Origin of the sequence: Wolbachia endosymbiont (group A) of Anomoia purmunda (assembly GCF_947251545.1) — a bacterium.
Lineage (GTDB): Bacteria > Pseudomonadota > Alphaproteobacteria > Rickettsiales > Anaplasmataceae > Wolbachia.
Map to the genome: position 1 here is coordinate 491,212 of NZ_OX366362.1, position 18,894 is coordinate 510,105.

Here is an 18,894-nt window from a genome sequence, read left to right on the forward strand (position 1 = left end):
GGTAATAATTATGACAGCAGTAGTGGAAGCATTTGGAAAGCCGCATGTAAATGTGGGAACAATAGGACATGTGGATCATGGGAAGACAACGTTGACAGCGGCGATAACGAAGCATTATGGAAATTTTGTAGCGTATGATCAGATAGATAAAGCGCCAGAAGAAAGGAAGAGGGGGATAACGATAGCAACAGCGCATGTTGAGTATCAGACGGAAAAAAGGCATTATGCACACGTTGATTGTCCTGGACATGCTGACTATGTAAAGAACATGATAGTAGGTGCAGCACAGATGGATGCGGCGATATTGGTAGTGTCAGGGGTTGATGGGCCAATGCCACAAACGAGAGAGCATATATTGCTGGCGAAGCAAGTGGGTGTTGGATATATCGTGGTGTATATAAATAAAGCTGATGTTGCTGATGCTGATATGATAGATTTAGTAGAAATGGAAGTGAGGGAATTGCTGAGTAAATACGGATTTCCAGGGGATGAAGTGCCTGTGATAGTTGGTTCAGCACTCAAGGCGCTGGAGGATGACAGCAGCGAATATGGAAAGAAATCAATAGACAAATTGATGGAAAAGTTAGATGAATATGTAGCGGTTCCACCAAGGCCTGTGGATTTACCATTTTTATTGCCAATCGAAGATGTATTTTCGATATCGGGGCGAGGAACGGTAGTAACAGGAAGAATAGAGAAGGGAGAGATAAAGACGGGAGAAGAGATAGAGATAATAGGTCTGAAGGGAACGCAAAAGACGATATGCACAGGTGTAGAAATGTTTAAGAAGTTGCTGGATAAAGGAAGTGCAGGACTCAATGTAGGAATATTGTTAAGAGGAACAAAAAGAGAAGAAGTGGAGAGAGGGCAAGTATTAGCAAAACCGGGGACGATAACGCCACATAGAAAGTTTAAGGCGGAGGTTTATATATTAAAGAAAGAGGAAGGAGGAAGGCATACACCATTTTTTGCGAATTACCAGCCACAGTTTTATTTAAGGACAACGGATGTAACTGGGAGCATAAAATTGCTAGATGGGAAGGAGATGGTAATGCCGGGAGATAATGTGAGTGTAGAAGTAGAATTGCAAGTACCGATAGCAATGGATAAGGGATTGCGTTTTGCGATAAGAGAAGGCGGTAGAACTGTTGGTTCTGGTGTTGTTTCTGAAATTTTGGAGTGAGAGTTTGAGTTATAGGAGTGTAGCTCAATTGGTAGAGCGCTGGTCTCCAAAACCAGAGGTTGTAGGTTCAATTCCTATCGCTCCTGCATTAATGTTGTGGTGGAAATGTTAAAAAGTTTGTGTGGTTTTTTCTGTGATATAAAGCAAGAAATACGAAAAATTGCTTGGGTAAAGAAACAGGAGGTGTTGTCATCTCTATTTGTTGTAATGATTGTTATATTATGCTTTTCGATTTTCTTCTGTTTTGTGGATTTTATGTCTCTTTACGTAATTAAGGCTTTATTTGGAATTATTTATGGAATGTGAATATAAATGGTATATCATTAAAGTTGATTATGGATATGAGCAAAACATACGCGAATTGGTAAGTAATGCTGTTTATTTTAAGGAAGTGTTTATTCCTTATCAAACGGTATGTAATTCAAAGTCTGATATAAAAGAATTATGTGAAGTGTATGTATATATGCATCTGTGTGATGAAAGCAAAAATATTTTGAGTCAAACGCCTGGATTCTGCAGTGGCGAATCTGGTGATTTTGAGATGATTTCAGATGATGAGATAAGTTTAAAGTGTAAAGAATTTAATAGATATAAATGGTATATCTTGAGAGTTGCTTCCAATTGTGAAGAGAAAGTGCGCCAACATATATTGGAAAATTCTATGAGATTGGGTGTTAATGATTACTTTAAGAAAGTTTTTATTCCATATGAAGAGCTAAGTGAACTAGAGTTGAAATCTAAGAAAATTGCTACACGAAGGAAATGCTTTCCTGGTTATGTCTTTTTATACGTGAATTTATGCGATGAAGTATTGAATTTTATCAATAATATACCAAAATCTCTTAAGGTTTATGGATTTTTGAAAAATGGTAATATTCCAAAGGTGATTTTGGATGATGAGATTCACTCAATGTGTAGTGCACTTTATAATGCTCAAGAGACAAAGAAGTTAGGTTATGGTTATGAAAAAGGTGAAAAAGTGAAAATTAATGATGGTCTTTTTCAAAATTTTACTGGTAAGGTAAATATGGTAAACGATGAGAAAAAAATTATTAGTGTGGAAGTATCAATTTTTGGTAAGCCGACAATAATGGAGTTTGGTCTGGCTCAAGTAGAGAAAATAGAGGATGAATTATGAGTGTTGTAGTTGCTAAGATTAACTTACTTATGGAAGCTGGGAAAGCAGTTCCAGGACCAAAAATTGCTTCAGTACTTGGTCCACGTGGTATACCTGTTCCTAAGTTTTGTGAAGCTTTTAATAAAGTTACTAGTGCTGCTAACGCTAATTATAAAGTAGGCGATTTAGTAACAGTGCGAATTTCCATAAAGGATGATCGCTCTCATGATTTTACTGTCAGCGGTCCGCCTGTGGCTTATTTACTTAAGCAGGAGACTAAATTAAGTAAAAGTTCTGGTAATCCTGGTAAAGAATTAGTGGCTAAATTACCTATGTCTGCTATAATTAAAGTGGCAAAGTGCAAGATGGTTGATATGAAAGTGGATAATGAAGATTCAGCAGTGAAAATGGTTGTAGGCACTGCAAAATCTATGGGTATAGAAGTTGTGGAAGGTTAGGTAAATGAATACATATAATGATAATCCTAAGCAGTGTTTGGAAAAGATTGTTGAGTCTGCTTCAGCAAAATTTAATGAATCAGTTGATATTGCGGTCAATTTAGGCGTAGATTCACGTAAATCTGAAGAGCAGGTGCGTGGTACAGTAGTTTTGCCTAAAGGTATCGGGAAGAATATTAAAGTAGCTGTTTTCGCTCAAGATAAACATTTATTAGAAGCTGAAAAAGCTGGTGCTGATATTGCAGGAGGAGAGGATTTAGTTGAAGAAATAAAAAAAGGTAGAAAGTTAGATGTTGATTGGTGCATTACTACTCCTGATTTTATGGCAAAAATCACTCCTATTGCAAAAGTATTGGGTGCTAAAGGGCTGATGCCTAACCCTAAATTTGGTACTGTGACTTCTAACATTGCAGAAGCTATTAAAACCATTAAGTCTGGTCAGGTAAAATTTAGAACAGATAAAAATGGTGTTATTCATGGTAAATTAGGAAATATTAAATTTGATGTTGATGACTTGCTAGAAAATTTAAAAGCCTTTCTTAAAGTAATTAAAGATAATAAACCTATTTCTGCGAAAGGAATTTACTTTAAGGGTGTTTTTTTAAATTCAACTATGGGTAAAGCTTATAAGATAGGCAAAGTGGAAGATATAATTTAAGGGAGTGATACCGTGAAGCGTAAAAATAAGGATGAATTTATACAGAGCACAATAAACGTATTTGTAAATAATGATTTCTTGATATTAGTAAATTTTAAATCTATAAATGCTAATGATTCATTAACTCTGAGGAATAGCCTGAAGTCTATAGCAGGTGGGGTATTAGTAGTTAAAAACACTCTAGCGCGCTTGGCTTTGGAAAGGACTGGTAAATTTTCTTATTTATTAGGCAAATTTTCTGGTCCTGTTGCTATTATATACTCTAGTGGCATAGTAGAAGCTGCAAAATTAATAGTTGATTTTACTAATGCTAACAAAGAAAAAATTTCTGTGATTTGCGCAGCTCATTTAAATGAATTGTTAACAGTGGAAGATGTTAATAAACTGGCTAAGTTGCCTTCTCTGGATGAATTGCGTGTTAAAATTATGCGTTTAATATCTTATGATATTCCTGCTCGGTTAGCGTTGTCTATTAATTTATCTTCTATGAGGCTTATGAGAGTTTTGGATTATTATAGTTCTAAAAAATAAATTTGTTGTTAAGTAAGGTGGTAATTATGAGTAATGTAACAAGTGATTTGGTTGATAAAATATTATCTTTAAACCTATTAGAGGCTTCTGAACTTGTAAAAGTTCTAGAAGAGAAAATAGGGTTGCCTGCTGGTTCTTTTCTTGGTAGAGCTGTTGGTGCTGGGGCGCCTATTGGTGATAATGCTGCTGCTCCTGCTGCTCAAGAAAAAGCTGAGTATAAAGTTGTGATTAAAGAAATTGATGCGAGTAAAAAAATAGGAGTTATTAAAGCTGTGAGAGAGGTTAATTCTACATTGGGTTTAAAAGAGGCAAAAGAGTTGGTTGAATCTTTACCTAAAGATTTGACTGCTAATGTTCCTAAAGACGAAGCAGAAAAAATCAAGCAAAAACTTATTGAAGCAGGAGCAACTAAAGTGGAGCTTGAATAATATTTAATGTATTAATTTTATATTGATATAGCTCTTTTAATTAGTTTGGGGTATTTTAATGGTTGATTCTTCTTATATGTACGCTTCTGGTGCTTTTGTTCCTAGAGTTTCTTATTCTAGGTCGATTGATTTAAAAGATTCTTTATTGGATTTGGTTAAGGTTCAAAAAGAGTCGTATGATTCATTTACTCCTAAGAATAAGGGTAATGAAAGACTTGAAGTTATCTTTCATACAATCTTTCCAATAAATGATCCTTTGCGCAGGGCTACTATCGAGTTTATAAGTTGTAGGGTAGATGATCCTAAGTATGATGAATCTGAGTGTATAAAGCGTGGTGTAACTTTTTCTGCTCAGGTTATTGCTTCTATACGTCTTGTTGTTATGCAGGATGGTATTTCTCTTGATGAATATAAATCGATTAAAGAGAGTGGAGATCATTCTAAACTTGCAACCGTTGTAAAATCTATAGAAGAGCAGAAAGTCCACTTTTGTGGGTTGCCTATGATGACTGATAAGGGCACTTTCATCATTAATGGTGTGGAAAAAGTTATCGTCTCACAAATGCATAGGTCTCCTGGTGTATTTTTTGATAGCGATAAGGGGAAAACTTACAATTCTGGTAAATTGATCTATTCTGCTAGAATTATTCCTTATAGGGGTTCTTGGCTTGATATTGAATTTGATGTTAAAGACCATTTGTATTTTCGTGTTGATAGAAAAAGAAAATTGCCAATTTCAGTTTTATTAAAGGCATTGGGTCTATCAAATAATGATATACTCGATAGATTTTATGAGAAAATAAAGTATGTAAAACATAAAGATGGTTGGAAAGTGCCTTTTGTTCCTGATAAATTTAAAGGAGTGAGGCTGCCTTTCGACTTAATGGATATTGAAGGTAATGTGCTGCTTAAAGCTAACGTTCGTATTACCTCAAGACTAGCTAAAAAGCTATATGATAATGAATTGAAAGAGTATCTAGTTCCTTTTAATTCTATATGTGGTTTATTCCTCGCAGAAGATTTAATGGATAGTGCTAGCTCTACGAAAATTTTATCTGCTGGTGAATCTATAAAGCTAGAAGACATAAAGAAGCTTGAGTTATTATCTGTGGATGAAATATCAGTGTTGAACATAGATAATTTGTTTGTTGGGCCTTATATATTAAATACGCTTTTCTTAGATGAAAACATGTCTTATCAGGATGCGCTATATGAAATATATAGAGTTTTGCGTCCTGGTGAAGTTCCTGTTTTAGAGATAGTAGAGGAGTTTTTCCGTAATCTTTTCTTCAGTCCGGAATATTATGATTTGTCTAACATTGGTAGGTTGAAGCTTAACTCTTACCTTGGATTAAATTATGATGAGGATTTAACTGTTTTAACGCATGAAGATATTATTGAAATTGTGAAAAAAATAGTATTGTTACGTGACGGTCAAGGATCTGTAGATGATATTGATCATTTAGGAAACAGAAGAGTAAGATCAGTTGGAGAGTTTATAGAAAATCAATTTAGAACTGGGTTGTTGAAATTGGAACGCGCAATAGTTGATTCTATGTCCACTTCTAGTTTAGATAAAGTTTCTCCATCTGATTTTATTAATCCAAAAGTGTTAACTAATGTTTTAAGAGATTTCTTCAATTCTTCTCAATTATCTCAATTTATGGATCAGACTAATCCGTTATCTGAAATAACACATAAAAGAAGGTTGTCCGCGTTAGGTCCTGGCGGTTTAACAAGAGAACGGGCAGGATTTGAAGTGCGTGATGTTCATCCAACTCATTATGGAAGAATTTGCCCTATTGAGACTCCTGAAGGGCAAAATATAGGGTTAATCAACAGCTTAGCTATATACGCGCGTATTAATAAATATGGTTTTATTGAAAGCCCTTATAGAAAAGTAGTCAATAGGGTTGTTACTGATCAAATTGAGTATCTTTCTGCTATAGACGAAGGCTCACATCATATAGCTGACACTAGCGTAAAGCTTGATGAAAATAATTGCTTTGTTGATGACATGCTATACTGTAGATATGCTGGTAGCTTCGTCATGGTAAGTAGCGACCAAGTTAGTTACATTGACGTATCTCCTAAGCAGGTAATATCAGTTGCAGCTTCCTTGATTCCATTTTTAGAAAATGATGATGCTAATAGAGCATTAATGGGCTCAAATATGCAACGTCAGGCCGTACCTTTATTGAAGCCTACCGCTCCCCTGGTTGCTACTGGTATGGAGTCTTTTGTAGCTTCTGGCTCTGGTGCTGTAGTTTTAGCAAAACGCGATGGCATAGTTGATAGTTCTGATAGTAACTCTATAGTTATACGTGCTTTTGATAAAGAAAGGGTTAACTACTTGGACGTAGATATTTATCATCTAAGGAAATTTCAGCGTTCTAACCATAATACTTGTATTAATCAAAGACCGCTAGTGTGCGTAGGTGATTATGTTAAAAAGGGTGATGTAATAGCTGATGGTCCTGCAATTAACAGTGGTGAGTTGGCGCTTGGTAAAAATTTGCTAGTCGCTTTTATGTCTTGGCAAGGTTATAATTTTGAAGACTCTATTATTATTTCTAGTGAAGTTGTTAAAAAAGATCTCTTTACTTCTATTCATATAGAAGAATTTGACTGTGTTGTACATGATACCCCTTTAGGATCAGAAAAAATAACTCGTGCTATACCTGGTGTTAATGAAGAAAATCTATATCACTTGGATGATAGTGGTATAGTGAAAATTGGTACAAGAGTTGGTCCAGGCTATATTCTGGTAGGTAAGGTTACACCTAAACCTTCTCTTTCATTGCCTCCTGAAACGAAGTTATTAATGACAATTTTTGGTGAAAAGTCATTCGATTGTGCGGATTCCTCTTTATATACATCTCCAGATGTTGAAGGGACAGTAATTGATGTACAAGTCTTTACACGCAGGGGGGTTGAAGAAAATGAAAGGGCATTACTCATCAAACAAAAAGAGGTAAATGACTTTGAGAAAGAGCGAGATTATATAATCAACGTTACTAGTGAATATTTCTATGATGAACTGAAGAAACTTCTTATTAATTCTGGTTCTCAAGATCGAGAAAAATTTGACTCTATTGAACGTGAGCAATGGTGGGGTATAGGATTAAAAAACCAATCCATTTCTGAGCAAGTTAAGAGCTTAAAAAAAGATTTTGATGAAAAAGTATCACATGCAATAGCACAGTTTAAGCGAAAAGTAGAAAAATTACATGAAGGTTATGACCTGCCTCAAGGTGTGTCGATGTCAGTAAAAGTTTTCATTGCTGTAAAACATAGTCTGCAACCAGGGGATAAAATGGCTGGTAGACATGGAAATAAAGGTGTGATTTCTCGAGTTGTGCCAGTGGAAGATATGCCTTATTTGGAAGATGGTACTCCTGTTGATATTATTCTTAACCCTCTTGGTGTTCCTTCACGAATGAATGTAGGGCAAATACTGGAAACGCATGTAGGTTGGGCTTGTAGAAAATTAGGGGAAAAGGTAAGTAATATTCTCAATGAGATCAATAAAATCAAAAGTGCTTTTTGCAAGGGAATTAGGTCCCTTAACGATGATAATTTTACACAATTTGCAGTAGCATATCTTGACAATAAAAAAATTGAAAATATTGATGATGATGAAATAACGGCTTCTGTTTTAAATACACCTAATAAGAATACACTAAATGACGAGTTGAATGCGTTAGTAGAGAACTATTTGAACTCTTGTAAAAGTTCATACAGCAATTTACGTAACTTCCTGATTGAGGTTTATAGCTATGGCAGTAACGTATCTATCTGTAATGATATTCGTAATATTAGTGATAATAATCTCATTGAATTTGCACGCAAATTACGTGATGGCGTTCCTGTTGCTGCACCTGTATTTGAGGGTCCAAAAGATGAACAAATAGCAAAATTATTTGAACTTGCTGGTTTGGATAACTCTGGACAAGCTGTATTATATGACGGTTGCAGTGGTGAAAAATTCGACCGCAAGGTTACAGTTGGTTACATGTACATGCTTAAGTTGCACCACTTGGTTGATGGTAAAATTCATGCGCGTTCAGTAGGGCCTTATAGTTTGGTTACTCAACAACCTCTAGGAGGAAAATCTCATTTTGGTGGTCAGCGTTTTGGTGAAATGGAATGTTGGGCATTACAAGCCTATGGTGCTGCTTATACTTTGCAGGAAATGTTAACTGTGAAGTCTGATGATATTAATGGTAGAGTTAAGATTTACGAATCGATAATAAAAGGTGACAGTAATTTTGAATGTGGAATTCCTGAATCCTTTAATGTGATGATAAAAGAATTACGTTCTTTATGTTTAAATGTAGATTTAAAGCAAAATGATGTAGTGATTGAAGATATATCTCACACTAACATTGCACAATCTTTTAATGAGGTTAGCATATCGATTGCTAGCCCTGAAAGTATTAAGCGTATATCTTGTGGTGAGATAGAAGATGTTTCAACTGCAAATTATCGTACGTTCAAAGTTGAGAAAGGTGGACTATTTTGCCCTAAGGTTTTTGGCCCTGTCAATGACGATGAATGTTTATGTGGAAAATACAAAAAAAGAAGACACAGAGGTCGCATATGCGAAAAATGCGGAGTAGAAGTTACATCTTCTAAAGTAAGAAGAGAAAGGATGGGTCATATAGAGCTTGCATCTCCTGTTGCTCATATATGGTTTTTGAAATCGCTTCCTTCAAGAATTGGAGCATTACTGGATATGTCTCTCAGAGATATTGAGAATATTTTATATAGCGATAATTATATCGTAATAGATCCTCTTGTTTCGCCTTTTGAAAAAGGTGAGATTATTAGTGAAAAAGCTTATAATGAAGCTAAAGATAGCTATGGGATCGATAGTTTTGTAGCTATGCAAGGTGTTGAAGCTATAAGAGAGTTGCTAACGCGCCTTGATTTACATGAAATTAGGAAGGATTTAAGACTAGAATTAGAATCTGTTGCTTCTGAGATAAGAAGAAAGAAAATTATAAAGAGATTGCGTATTGTTGAAAACTTCATTAAGTCTGGAAATAGGCCTGAGTGGATGATACTTACAACTATACCTATTTTACCACCTGATTTGCGTCCTTTGGTATCGCTTGAGAGTGGTCGTCCTGCAGTTTCTGATCTGAATCATCATTATAGGACTATTATTAATAGAAATAACAGGTTGAGGAAATTGTTGAGCTTAAATCCTCCTGAGATTATGATTCGTAATGAAAAAAGGATGTTACAAGAAGCAGTTGATTCTCTTTTTGATAATAGTCGTCGTAATACTTTGGTAAATAAAGCTGGTGCTGTTGGATATAAAAAGTCCATTAGTGATATGTTAAAAGGAAAACAGGGTCGTTTTCGCCAGAACCTCTTAGGAAAAAGGGTAGACTACTCTGGACGTTCTGTAATAGTTGTTGGTCCAACTTTGAAACTAAATCAGTGTGGATTACCAAAAAGAATGGCTCTTGAACTATTCAAACCTTTTGTTTACTCAAAACTTAAGATGTATGGTATGGCTCCAACTATTAAGTTTGCTAGTAAGTTGATAAGAGCAGAAAAACCAGAAGTTTGGGATATGCTTGAAGAGGTAATAAAAGAGCATCCTGTTTTGTTGAATAGAGCGCCTACGCTACATAGACTTAGTATTCAGGCTTTTGAGCCAATCCTTATTGAAGGCAAAGCAATACAGCTTCATCCGCTTGTCTGTACGGCGTTTAATGCTGATTTTGATGGTGATCAAATGGCAGTGCATGTGCCAATTTCATTGGAAGCTCAGCTTGAAGCTAGGGTGTTGATGATGTCCACTAATAACGTTTTAAGTCCTTCTAATGGCAGACCGATTATAGTTCCTAGTAAAGATATAGTACTTGGTATATATTATCTGACTTTACAAGAACCTAAGGAAGATAATTTACCATCTTTTGGTGCTTTTTGTGAAGTTGAGCATTCCTTGAGTGATGGTACTTTACATATTCATTCTAGTATAAAGTATAGGATGGAGTATATTAATAGCAGCGGTGAAACTCACTATAAAACTGTTTGTACAACTCCTGGCCGTTTAATATTATGGCAGATTTTTCCTAAGCATGAGAATCTAAGCTTCGATCTAATAAATCAGATATTAACAGTCAAGGAAATAACTGGTATAGTTGATTTGGTATATCGTAACTGTGGTCAAAGTGCTACAGTGGCATTTTCTGATAAATTAATGGTACTTGGCTTTGAGTATGCCACATTTTCTGGTATTTCTTTTGGTCGTTGTGATATGGTTATACCTGAAACTAAAGCTACACATGTTGATCACGCGAGGGGTGAAATTAAGAAATTCTCTATGCAATATCAAGATGGGCTAATAACTAGAAGTGAGAGGTATAACAAGGTTATAGATGAATGGTCTAAGTGTACGGATATGATAGCTAATGATATGTTAAAAGCAATATCTCTATATGATGGAAATAGTAAGTACAACTCAGTGTATATGATGGTTAACTCTGGTGCAAGGGGTTCTACTTCACAGATGAAACAGCTAGCAGGAATGCGAGGGCTCATGACCAAACCTTCTGGTGAGATTATAGAAACACCTATAATTTCTAATTTCCGTGAAGGATTGAACGTATTTGAATACTTTAATTCTACTCACGGTGCGCGTAAAGGTTTAGCTGACACTGCACTTAAAACTGCAAACTCTGGATACTTAACTCGTCGTTTAGTTGATGTATCTCAAAATTGCATAGTTACAAAGCATGACTGTAAAACAAAAAATGGTCTTGTTGTGAGAGCTACAGTTGAAGGAAGTACTATAGTTGCATCTCTAGAGAGTGTTGTGCTGGGTAGAACAGCTGCAAATGATATATATAACCCAGTGACAAAAGAATTATTAGTAAAAGCAGGGGAATTAATTGATGAGGATAAAGTAAAGCAAATCAGCATTGCAGGTCTTGATGCTCTAAAAATTAGATCGCCTTTAACTTGTGAAATAAGTCCTGGTGTATGTTCTTTATGTTATGGAAGAGACCTTGCAACTGGTAAAATTGTTTCAATAGGTGAAGCAGTTGGTGTTATAGCTGCTCAATCTGTTGGAGAGCCAGGTACTCAGTTAACGATGCGTACTTTCCATATAGGTGGAGTAATGACTAGAGGCGTTGAATCCTCGAATATTATAGCTTCTATTAATGCTAAAATAAAGTTAAACAATAGTAATATAATTATAGATAGAAACGGAAATAAAATTGTGATAAGCCGTTCCTGTGAAGTCGTGTTGATTGATAGCCTTGGTAGTGAGAAGTTGAAGCACAGTGTACCTTACGGCGCTAAGCTTTATGTAGATGAGAGTGGGTCAGTAAAAATTGGCGATAAAGTTGCGGAATGGGATCCTTATACATTGCCTATTATCACGGAGAAGACAGGTACAGTGTCTTATCAGGACTTAAAAGATGGAATTTCGATCACTGAAGTGATGGATGAATCTACAGGAATATCAAGCAAAGTAGTAAAAGACTGGAAATTGCATTCTGGTGGAGCTAATTTACGTCCTCGTATTGTGCTGCTTGACGATAATGGTAAAGTAATGACACTCGCAAGTGGCGTTGAAGCATGTTATTTTATACCAATCGGTGCAGTGCTCAATGTACAAGATGGCCAGAAGGTTCATGCAGGTGATGTTATTACAAGAACACCAAGAGAGTCAGTTAAAACTCGTGATATTACTGGTGGTTTACCGAGGGTTATAGAGTTATTTGAAGCACGTCGTCCTAAAGAGCATGCTATTGTTAGCGAGATAGATGGCTATGTAGCGTTTTCTGAAAAAGACCGTAGAGGAAAACGCAGTATATTAATTAAACCTGTAGATGAACAAATTTCTCCAGTTGAATATTTGGTATCAAGAAGTAAGCATGTGATAGTCAATGAAGGTGATTTTGTACGTAAAGGTGATCTATTGATGGATGGTGACCCTGATCTCCATGATATTTTACGTGTGCTTGGGTTAGAAGCTTTAGCGCACTATATGATTTCTGAAATACAGCAAGTTTATAGATTGCAGGGTGTTCGTATAGACAATAAGCATTTAGAGGTGATCTTAAAACAAATGCTACAAAAAGTGGAAATTACTGATCCTGGTGATACTATGTACTTGGTTGGCGAAAGCATTGACAAGCTGGAAGTTGATAGGGAAAATGATGCTATGAGTAACTCTGGCAAACGGCCTACTCATTATCTTCCTATTCTGCAGGGGATTACTAGGGCAAGTCTTGAAACTAGCTCCTTTATTTCTGCTGCCTCTTTCCAAGAGACAACAAAAGTACTTACAGAAGCAGCATTCTGCGGGAAGAGTGATCCTTTAAGTGGATTAAAAGAAAATGTTATAGTAGGAAGATTAATTCCTGCTGGTACAGGTTTGATTATGAATAAGATCAGAGCACTTTCACTTTGTGATAATGTGGATAAATATGAAAAATATTTTGATATTGAAACTTATGACGAGGAATGGTTGATGGATAATGGTTGTCATTTACACTCTGGTGAGGAAGAGAGCGTAGTGGCATATGATCAGTCGAATTGAGTACAGCTAGTGTGTCTTTTGACCAAAAAAGCCAACAATATTTTCTTTCACTTCTGTGCTATCTGTCATGTTATTTACTCTCACACGAAATTCAGATGAGCCTTGAAGCCCGCTACTGTACCAACCTATGTGTTTGCGGGCCATCTTTATTCCTGTGTCATTTCCATAGTACTCAAGAATATTGTCGTAATGCTCGAGTATGATGCTTAATCTCTCTGAAGCTGTTGGCTCAGAAGTTTCACCTCCACTGAGAAAGTTCATTGCTTGATTAATCAGCCAAGGTTTACCGTAGGCACCACGACCTATCATCACTCCGTCTGCTCCAGATTCTTTGAGAGCATTCTGAATATCATTTAAATTTTTAATATCGCCATTTACTATAACTGGAATTTTCACTTGCTCTTTAACATTTCTAACGAATTTCCAATCTGCTTGACCGTTATAGAGCTGCGCTCTTGTTCTTCCATGCACAGTGATCATTTTTGCTCCTAAGTCTTCGGCAATTTTCGCAAGTCTCGGGGCATTACGATTTTCATCGTTCCATCCAGTGCGCATTTTCACCGTAACTGGCACATTCACTGCTTTGACCACAGCTTCAATTATCTCAGCGGCTTTTTTCTCATCACGCATTAGCGCTGATCCTGCATAACCGTTTACAACTTTTTTAACAGGGCAACCAAAGTTTATATCTATGATTTTAGCTCCCATATCCTCATTCAATTTTGCAGCCTCCGCCATAACATCTGGCTCACACCCAGCAAGCTGCACAGCGGTCAATTCGTCAACTTTTGCCTTTTGCATGCTTTGGCGAGTTTGCATAATCATGGCTCTGCTTGCAATCATCTCTGAAATTAACAAACTTGCACCAAGCTTCTTAACAACACTTCTAAATGGATAATCAGTTACACCAGACATCGGGGCTAAGATTACCGGAGAATCAATCGTCAAATTTCCTATTTGCAGGGGCATACATTCTATGCGTTCAAACCTAATGCATTCACACATGCTGCTGCAGCATTTTGTACAGCTGAACTTACTTTTTCCATAAGAGAAGGATCTACCTCTACTATCTCAGCTCTCTCATAATGATTTCCCCCTAAGTGTATTGTTTCTTGTTTTTTGTTGCCCCATAACTCGTCGTTTAGTTTATAACTTTCACGACCAAATACTCGATTTAGCTGATCATCATTTATCATTTGTGGATCTGGCTCAAACTCCTCGTGCTTCTCGTTGTTATTGTCTTTATAATAGACATTAATTTTAATGTTAGCTAAAGAAGCTAAAATAGGAATTTCTTTGATAAAAATATAATAGCACGGATTATTTATTGCTTCTAAATAAGCTTTGTAAAGTTCAGGGTTATTAAGAAATGAATTTGTAATAACATCACTATTGTATTTTGTTTTGTAAATCTCTTCATCAAAATTATCTGGATCAAGAGCTTCTGCATATTTCCTTAGATCGCTGATAGCCTTATCATGCGATACATTAAAATTTCTAATAATTCTACCTACTAGCTCCCCAACTTTATCTTTAGCATTTCTAGTCTTTTCATTTGTCTGTTCAACCAGCTTCTTTATTTTGTCTGACCTCCCAGTTAGATCTCCTGGCTTGTTTAAAAACATATTAAAAAGCGTTTCTAGATGCCCTCTTAGAGGAGCTGGCATACTCGGATCATCCAAAGATGTAAATCGCTTAAAAATTTGTGCCATTCCATTCTCATATCTTGTGCTTTTTCAGCCTTATATTGACCAGAGCTATTATCACCAAATACCGCATGGAAAAAGCAGTTACCATCACCTGTAGTATTATATTGAACAATTTTTGTTTGCTTACTTTCTACTGAATCTAAACTTACTCCGCTATCTTTACGACTTATATTTCCTGGACCACCTAATACAGGGCTTGGCGTATTACCTCTGCTTTGTTTATCTCTCCTCAATGCTTCTGCAAGCTCTTTTCTCTTCTCTTCCAATTTTTTTTTACTAGGTTTGTATTCTGATAGCTCTGTGCTAATTTCATCAAACGATTTGCCTGCCTTCAGCATATCTGTAATTTTCTTAGTATTCTCTAACGCAAATATTCCACAATTCCATGTATCTCCATCTTTTTGTTGTTTAGCTTCTGAGTTTCTAATACTACTATTGTCTATTTCTAGAGTTTTCTGTAGCGCACTTGATACCTCTTCTGGTAATGGTTCACCAAATGAATCGCAATAATATGCTCTAAACTTTTTACTCTTTTCATCATGAGAAATAACCAATGTTACCCAATGATTTCCGTTAATATGAAGAATCGAAGTAAATATAAAATTATTATTTCCTTGTTCTACTTTATTTTTATATTCTTTTAGTTTTTGCTCTAATAATTTAGTGTTAGAACAAGAAAAAAACACTCCTTCAGAAAGAATCTTACAATTCTTTTTGTCTTTATATGCTTTCCATTTATAGCAAACTCTTGCGATTTCTATAATATCAGAATCACTTAACCAAAATTTATAATCTTCTTTTTTATTTGTCTTATATACAAAAGAATCCTTATCTTCTTTGCAGTCAAAAATACCACTATCCCTATCAGGAATTTTTGGCCTTTCTTGATTTTCTTCAGGTTGCTCTTGTAATTCTTGTGGCTTAACCTCTGCTTCCTTACTCTTTTTCTCCTTTGAAGCTCCTTTTCCATTAATATAGTTCTTTGCTAAGTGAAATAAAGGTTCAACAACCATTTTGTATGCTGCTGTAACAACTATTCCCATTAAAACCCAAACTACGGGGTTAGAGATGAGCATAGCAAGTGGAAAGGTCAATAGAGGAACCTATTATCAACCCCAAACAGCCAACAGCAAATGTGGCTGCTAGGCATACGCAAGTAGCGTAGATAACGAATTTCCCACCAGCAAAGTAAGTGCTCTCTTTAAATTGATTATATTTTTCTTTGATGCCCAACATACTACATCCTATGAACGCTAAGTTAATTAAATTTTAACAAATCCTAGCAATAAAATCAACCATAATAATTTTAGTAGTATGAGAAAATATTGAATATTAAGAGCTTTTAAAGTACAGTAACAATGTTAGTAATAGCACAATATATGCACGATATAGAATATATACGCAAAAACCCTGAAGGATTTGAAAAGGCAATGAGAAGCAGGGGGATAAGAGAGTTTACTGCAAAAGAGATATTAGAAATTGATCACGAGAAAAGGTCATTAACCACTAAATTGCAAGATTTAAATAGGCAGCGCAATGAAATCACAGAGGAAATAAAGAAGCTTAAAATGAGCAAGAGCCCCTGTGAAGAGCAAATAAAATCATCAAAAAACATCACGAATGAGATAGAGGCAATTAGCTTAAAAGAGCAAGCAGAAAAGGATAAGTTAGTGAATGTTTTATCTAACTTGCCGAATATTTCTGCGCAAGATGTGCCAATAGGCGCAGATGAGAACTCTAATTTAGAGGTGAGAAAATATGGAAGAAAAAGACAGTTTGATTTTACAGCAAAATCTCATTATGAACTCGGAGAAAAGTTAGGTTTAATGGACTTCGAACAAGCGGCGAGAATTTCCGGATCAAGATTTGCGATATTAAAAGGACAGTTAGCTAAGCTTGGACGAGCGCTAATAAATTTTATGCTTGAAATGCATGTTAATGAATTTGGCTATACTGAGGTGTACCACCCGGCTTTGGTGAAAGACGAAGCTATGTATAATGTTGGTCAGCTACCGAAATTTTCTGACGATTCGTATTTAACTACCGACGAATTGAGGTTGATTCCTACAAGTGAAGTGTTTTTAACAAATTTGGTTGCTGATAAAATAGTAGAGGAAAAAGAACTGCCTATTCGTTTTACTGCGTATTCAGAGTGTTTTCGTAAAGAAGCAGGCAGCGCAGGGCGAGACACGAGAGGCATGATAAGGCAACACCAATTTGGTAAAGTGGAATTGGTGAGTATCACAACTGAAGACCAATCAAATGATGAACTTGAGCGCATGACGAGTGTTGTTGAAGAGATATTAAAAAAACTAGAATTACCGTATAGAGTAATGCTACTCTGTAGTGGTGATATGGGTTTTGCTGCACAAAGGACTTATGACATAGAGGTATGGTTACCTGAGCAAAATAAATATAGAGAAATATCAAGCTGCTCAAATTGTGGTGCATTTCAAGCAAGAAGGATGAACGCTAAATACTCTTCAGAAACTGATAAAAAGATGAAAAAATATATTCACACTTTAAACGGCTCAGCTTTAGCTATAGGAAGAACGATTATTGCCATAATGGAGAATTATCAAAATTCTGACGGGTCGATTGCAATACCAAACGTGTTGCAAAAATACATGAGTAATGATACTGTTATAAGCAAATAATAATTTTGACATATAGAAAAGCGAGGAAATAAAGATGAAGGTTCTGGTTATAGGTTCTGGTGGGCGTGAGCACGCTCTACTTTGGGCTCTAAAAAAATCTCCTATCTTGACTGAGTTATATGTCACTCCTGGTCGCCCGGCCATGGAAAATTTGGGAGTTCTTGTGGATGTAAATATTCAAAATTCAGTGGATGTTACACAATTTTGCAAGAGAGAAAATATAGAGTTGGTTGTTATTGGTCCAGAACAACCAATAATTGATGGGCTTGCTGATGATTTAGTTGCAGAGGGAATAAATGTTTTTGCTCCAAGTCAAGCAACTGCAAAACTTGAGGGATCGAAGTCTTTCACCAAGGGATTATGTAAACGATATGGTATACCAACTGCCAAGTACGAGTGTTTTGTTGATGAAGGGTTAGCTAAAGATTTTGTACGTAGCAATAAAATAAAGTTTCCACTTGTAGTGAAAGCAAATGGAATTGCAGCAGGAAAAGGGGTGGTTATATGTAATACAGAAAACGAAGCTTTTTCAGCAATAGATTCAATGCTAGTGGAGAAAAAATTTGGTGAATCAGGTGAAGAAATAATCATAGAAGAGTTTTTAATTGGAGAAGAAGTAAGTTTTTTTGCTCTTGTTGATGGGTTGAAAGTAGTAACTCTTGGGTGTGCAAAAGATTATAAGAGAGTTGATGAAAGTAATGAAAGCCAAAATACTGGAGGTATGGGGTCGTACTCATCACCTTCAATTATAAGTAAGGACATGGAGCAAAAAATTATCCAAAAAATAATATACCCTACAGCTCAAGCATTGGTTAACATGGGTACGCCTTATAAAGGAGTACTCTTTGCTGGTTTAATGATTTGCAAAGATAGCCCAAAACTTCTCGAGTATAACGTTAGATTCGGTGATCCGGAAATACAATCCGTGTTACCTAGATTTGATTCAAATTGCGATTTGTTAAAATTGATGTTGTCAGTTGCAGAAGGAAAGTTAAATGTCAAAATGGTGGAACTTAACAACAAATCTACAGTTTGTGTAGTTGTTGCAAGTAAAGGCTATCCGGGTGATTATCAAAAGGGAGAAGTAATTAAGGGGTTAGATAAAATTGAAAGCATTCCTGGTGTATTGGTGTTTCATGCTGGTACTAAATTGGATGAAAGTGGTAACTTAGTTTCAGATGGCGGAAGAGTGCTAAATATAGTAGCAGAAGGGAGCACTATAGAGGAAGCCAAAAGTAAAGTGTACTCAGCATTAAATTTTTTAGAATGGCCAGGGGGCTTCTTCAGATACGATATCGGTAGTTAATGTTAGCAGGTGGTTCACAGAAACGAAAAAACTTACTTGACACCCTTTGCCAGCCCTCTTATCATGAAACTGAAGCTATTTATTTATCTTCGCAATCTGCAGATTAAAACGACAAAGGGAACTTTGTATTTGGCGTAAATCATGCTTAATTTTTTGCACTATGTGCACCTCATGTCTTTATAAAACTTTTAGGTTTCTACCTATACAAGCAGAAACGCGCTTATAAAGCGTTCAAGACATCAAAAGACGTCAAATAGAACAAGGGGGAATTTGAA

13 protein-coding genes and 1 tRNA gene are annotated in these 18,894 nt (G+C 35.9%); 11 read left to right on the forward strand and 3 right to left on the reverse strand.

The annotated features are described in order from the left end of the window. Positions 1 to 10 precede the first annotated feature (10 nt). The 9 genes from tuf (at position 11) to OPR57_RS02595 (ending at position 12,947) form a co-directional block, all read left to right on the forward strand. On the forward strand, positions 11 to 1,183 hold the full coding sequence (tuf, locus tag OPR57_RS02555) for an elongation factor Tu (RefSeq protein WP_265037154.1): 1,173 nt from the start codon (positions 11 to 13) through the stop codon (positions 1,181 to 1,183). 13 nt (positions 1,184 to 1,196) lie between these two features. Further along, a tRNA-Trp gene (locus tag OPR57_RS02560) sits at positions 1,197 to 1,269 on the forward strand. A 19-nt stretch (positions 1,270 to 1,288) separates the two neighbouring features. Then, positions 1,289 to 1,489 carry a preprotein translocase subunit SecE gene (gene secE, locus OPR57_RS02565; RefSeq protein ID WP_265037156.1) on the forward strand — a complete coding sequence of 67 codons (201 nt, stop codon included), beginning with the start codon at positions 1,289 to 1,291 and terminating at the stop codon, positions 1,487 to 1,489. After that, the gene (gene nusG / locus OPR57_RS02570; RefSeq protein WP_265037158.1) at positions 1,479 to 2,321 is read left to right on the forward strand and encodes a transcription termination/antitermination protein NusG; all 843 of its coding nucleotides are present in this window, start codon (positions 1,479 to 1,481) and stop codon (positions 2,319 to 2,321) included. The genes secE and nusG overlap by 11 nt, the downstream gene beginning before the upstream one ends. Continuing rightward, complete coding sequence (locus tag OPR57_RS02575) at positions 2,318 to 2,758, forward strand: 50S ribosomal protein L11 (protein ID WP_265037160.1); 441 nt, start codon at positions 2,318 to 2,320, stop codon at positions 2,756 to 2,758. Before nusG ends, OPR57_RS02575 begins: the two co-directional genes overlap by 4 nt. A 4-nt stretch (positions 2,759 to 2,762) precedes the next feature. Next, the gene (rplA, locus tag OPR57_RS02580; RefSeq protein WP_265037162.1) at positions 2,763 to 3,416 is read left to right on the forward strand and encodes a 50S ribosomal protein L1; all 654 of its coding nucleotides are present in this window, start codon (positions 2,763 to 2,765) and stop codon (positions 3,414 to 3,416) included. 12 nt (positions 3,417 to 3,428) lie between these two features. Beyond that, complete coding sequence (gene rplJ, locus OPR57_RS02585; RefSeq protein ID WP_265037164.1) at positions 3,429 to 3,947, forward strand: 50S ribosomal protein L10; 519 nt, start codon at positions 3,429 to 3,431, stop codon at positions 3,945 to 3,947. A gap of 26 nt (positions 3,948 to 3,973) precedes the next feature. After that, entirely contained in the window at positions 3,974 to 4,375 is a 402-nt protein-coding gene (gene rplL, locus OPR57_RS02590) for a 50S ribosomal protein L7/L12 (protein ID WP_265037167.1), read from the forward strand. 58 nt (positions 4,376 to 4,433) lie between these two features. Then, a complete protein-coding gene (locus tag OPR57_RS02595) occupies positions 4,434 to 12,947 on the forward strand; it encodes a DNA-directed RNA polymerase subunit beta/beta' (RefSeq protein WP_265037169.1) in 8,514 nt (2,837 codons plus the stop codon). 6 nt (positions 12,948 to 12,953) lie between these two features. Here OPR57_RS02595 and dusB read toward each other — a convergent pair whose 3' ends face one another. The 3 genes from dusB to OPR57_RS02610 are packed head-to-tail and all read right to left on the reverse strand — an operon-like array spanning position 12,954 to position 15,732. Next, the gene (dusB, locus tag OPR57_RS02600) at positions 12,954 to 13,916 is read right to left on the reverse strand and encodes a tRNA dihydrouridine synthase DusB (RefSeq protein WP_265037170.1); all 963 of its coding nucleotides are present in this window, start codon (positions 13,914 to 13,916) and stop codon (positions 12,954 to 12,956) included. A 5-nt stretch (positions 13,917 to 13,921) separates the two neighbouring features. Beyond that, positions 13,922 to 14,614 carry an OTU domain-containing protein gene (locus tag OPR57_RS02605; RefSeq protein WP_265037172.1) on the reverse strand — a complete coding sequence of 231 codons (693 nt, stop codon included), beginning with the start codon at positions 14,612 to 14,614 and terminating at the stop codon, positions 13,922 to 13,924. Beyond that, the gene (locus OPR57_RS02610; protein WP_265037174.1) at positions 14,599 to 15,732 is read right to left on the reverse strand and encodes a C48 family peptidase; all 1,134 of its coding nucleotides are present in this window, start codon (positions 15,730 to 15,732) and stop codon (positions 14,599 to 14,601) included. Before OPR57_RS02610 ends, OPR57_RS02605 begins: the two co-directional genes overlap by 16 nt. A gap of 303 nt (positions 15,733 to 16,035) precedes the next feature. Here OPR57_RS02610 and serS point away from each other — a divergent pair, with 303 nt between their 5' ends. Both serS and purD read left to right on the forward strand, forming a co-directional pair. After that, entirely contained in the window at positions 16,036 to 17,313 is a 1,278-nt protein-coding gene (serS, locus tag OPR57_RS02615) for a serine--tRNA ligase (RefSeq protein WP_265037175.1), read from the forward strand. Between the two features lie 34 nt (positions 17,314 to 17,347). Continuing rightward, positions 17,348 to 18,619 (forward strand): phosphoribosylamine--glycine ligase, encoded by a 1,272-nt coding sequence (purD, locus tag OPR57_RS02620; protein WP_265037177.1) that lies wholly within the window; start codon positions 17,348 to 17,350, stop codon positions 18,617 to 18,619. Positions 18,620 to 18,894: the final 275 nt, after the last annotated feature.

Excerpts from the sequence above, each read along its gene's own strand:
- tuf (WP_265037154.1), top strand. The coding sequence starts at position 11 with ATGACAGCAGTAGTGGAAGCATTTGGAAAGCCGCATGTAAATGTGGGA.
- secE (WP_265037156.1), top strand. The coding sequence starts at position 1,289 with ATGTTAAAAAGTTTGTGTGGTTTTTTCTGTGATATAAAGCAAGAAATA.
- nusG (WP_265037158.1), top strand. The coding sequence starts at position 1,479 with ATGGAATGTGAATATAAATGGTATATCATTAAAGTTGATTATGGATAT.
- OPR57_RS02575 (WP_265037160.1), top strand. The coding sequence starts at position 2,318 with ATGAGTGTTGTAGTTGCTAAGATTAACTTACTTATGGAAGCTGGGAAA.
- rplA (WP_265037162.1), top strand. The coding sequence starts at position 2,763 with ATGAATACATATAATGATAATCCTAAGCAGTGTTTGGAAAAGATTGTT.
- rplL (WP_265037167.1), top strand. The coding sequence starts at position 3,974 with ATGAGTAATGTAACAAGTGATTTGGTTGATAAAATATTATCTTTAAAC.
- OPR57_RS02595 (WP_265037169.1), top strand. The coding sequence starts at position 4,434 with ATGGTTGATTCTTCTTATATGTACGCTTCTGGTGCTTTTGTTCCTAGA.
- dusB (WP_265037170.1), bottom strand. The coding sequence starts at position 13,916 with ATGCCCCTGCAAATAGGAAATTTGACGATTGATTCTCCGGTAATCTTA.
- OPR57_RS02605 (WP_265037172.1), bottom strand. The coding sequence starts at position 14,614 with ATGCCAGCTCCTCTAAGAGGGCATCTAGAAACGCTTTTTAATATGTTT.
- OPR57_RS02610 (WP_265037174.1), bottom strand. The coding sequence starts at position 15,732 with ATGCTCATCTCTAACCCCGTAGTTTGGGTTTTAATGGGAATAGTTGTT.
- serS (WP_265037175.1), top strand. The coding sequence starts at position 16,036 with ATGCACGATATAGAATATATACGCAAAAACCCTGAAGGATTTGAAAAG.
- purD (WP_265037177.1), top strand. The coding sequence starts at position 17,348 with ATGAAGGTTCTGGTTATAGGTTCTGGTGGGCGTGAGCACGCTCTACTT.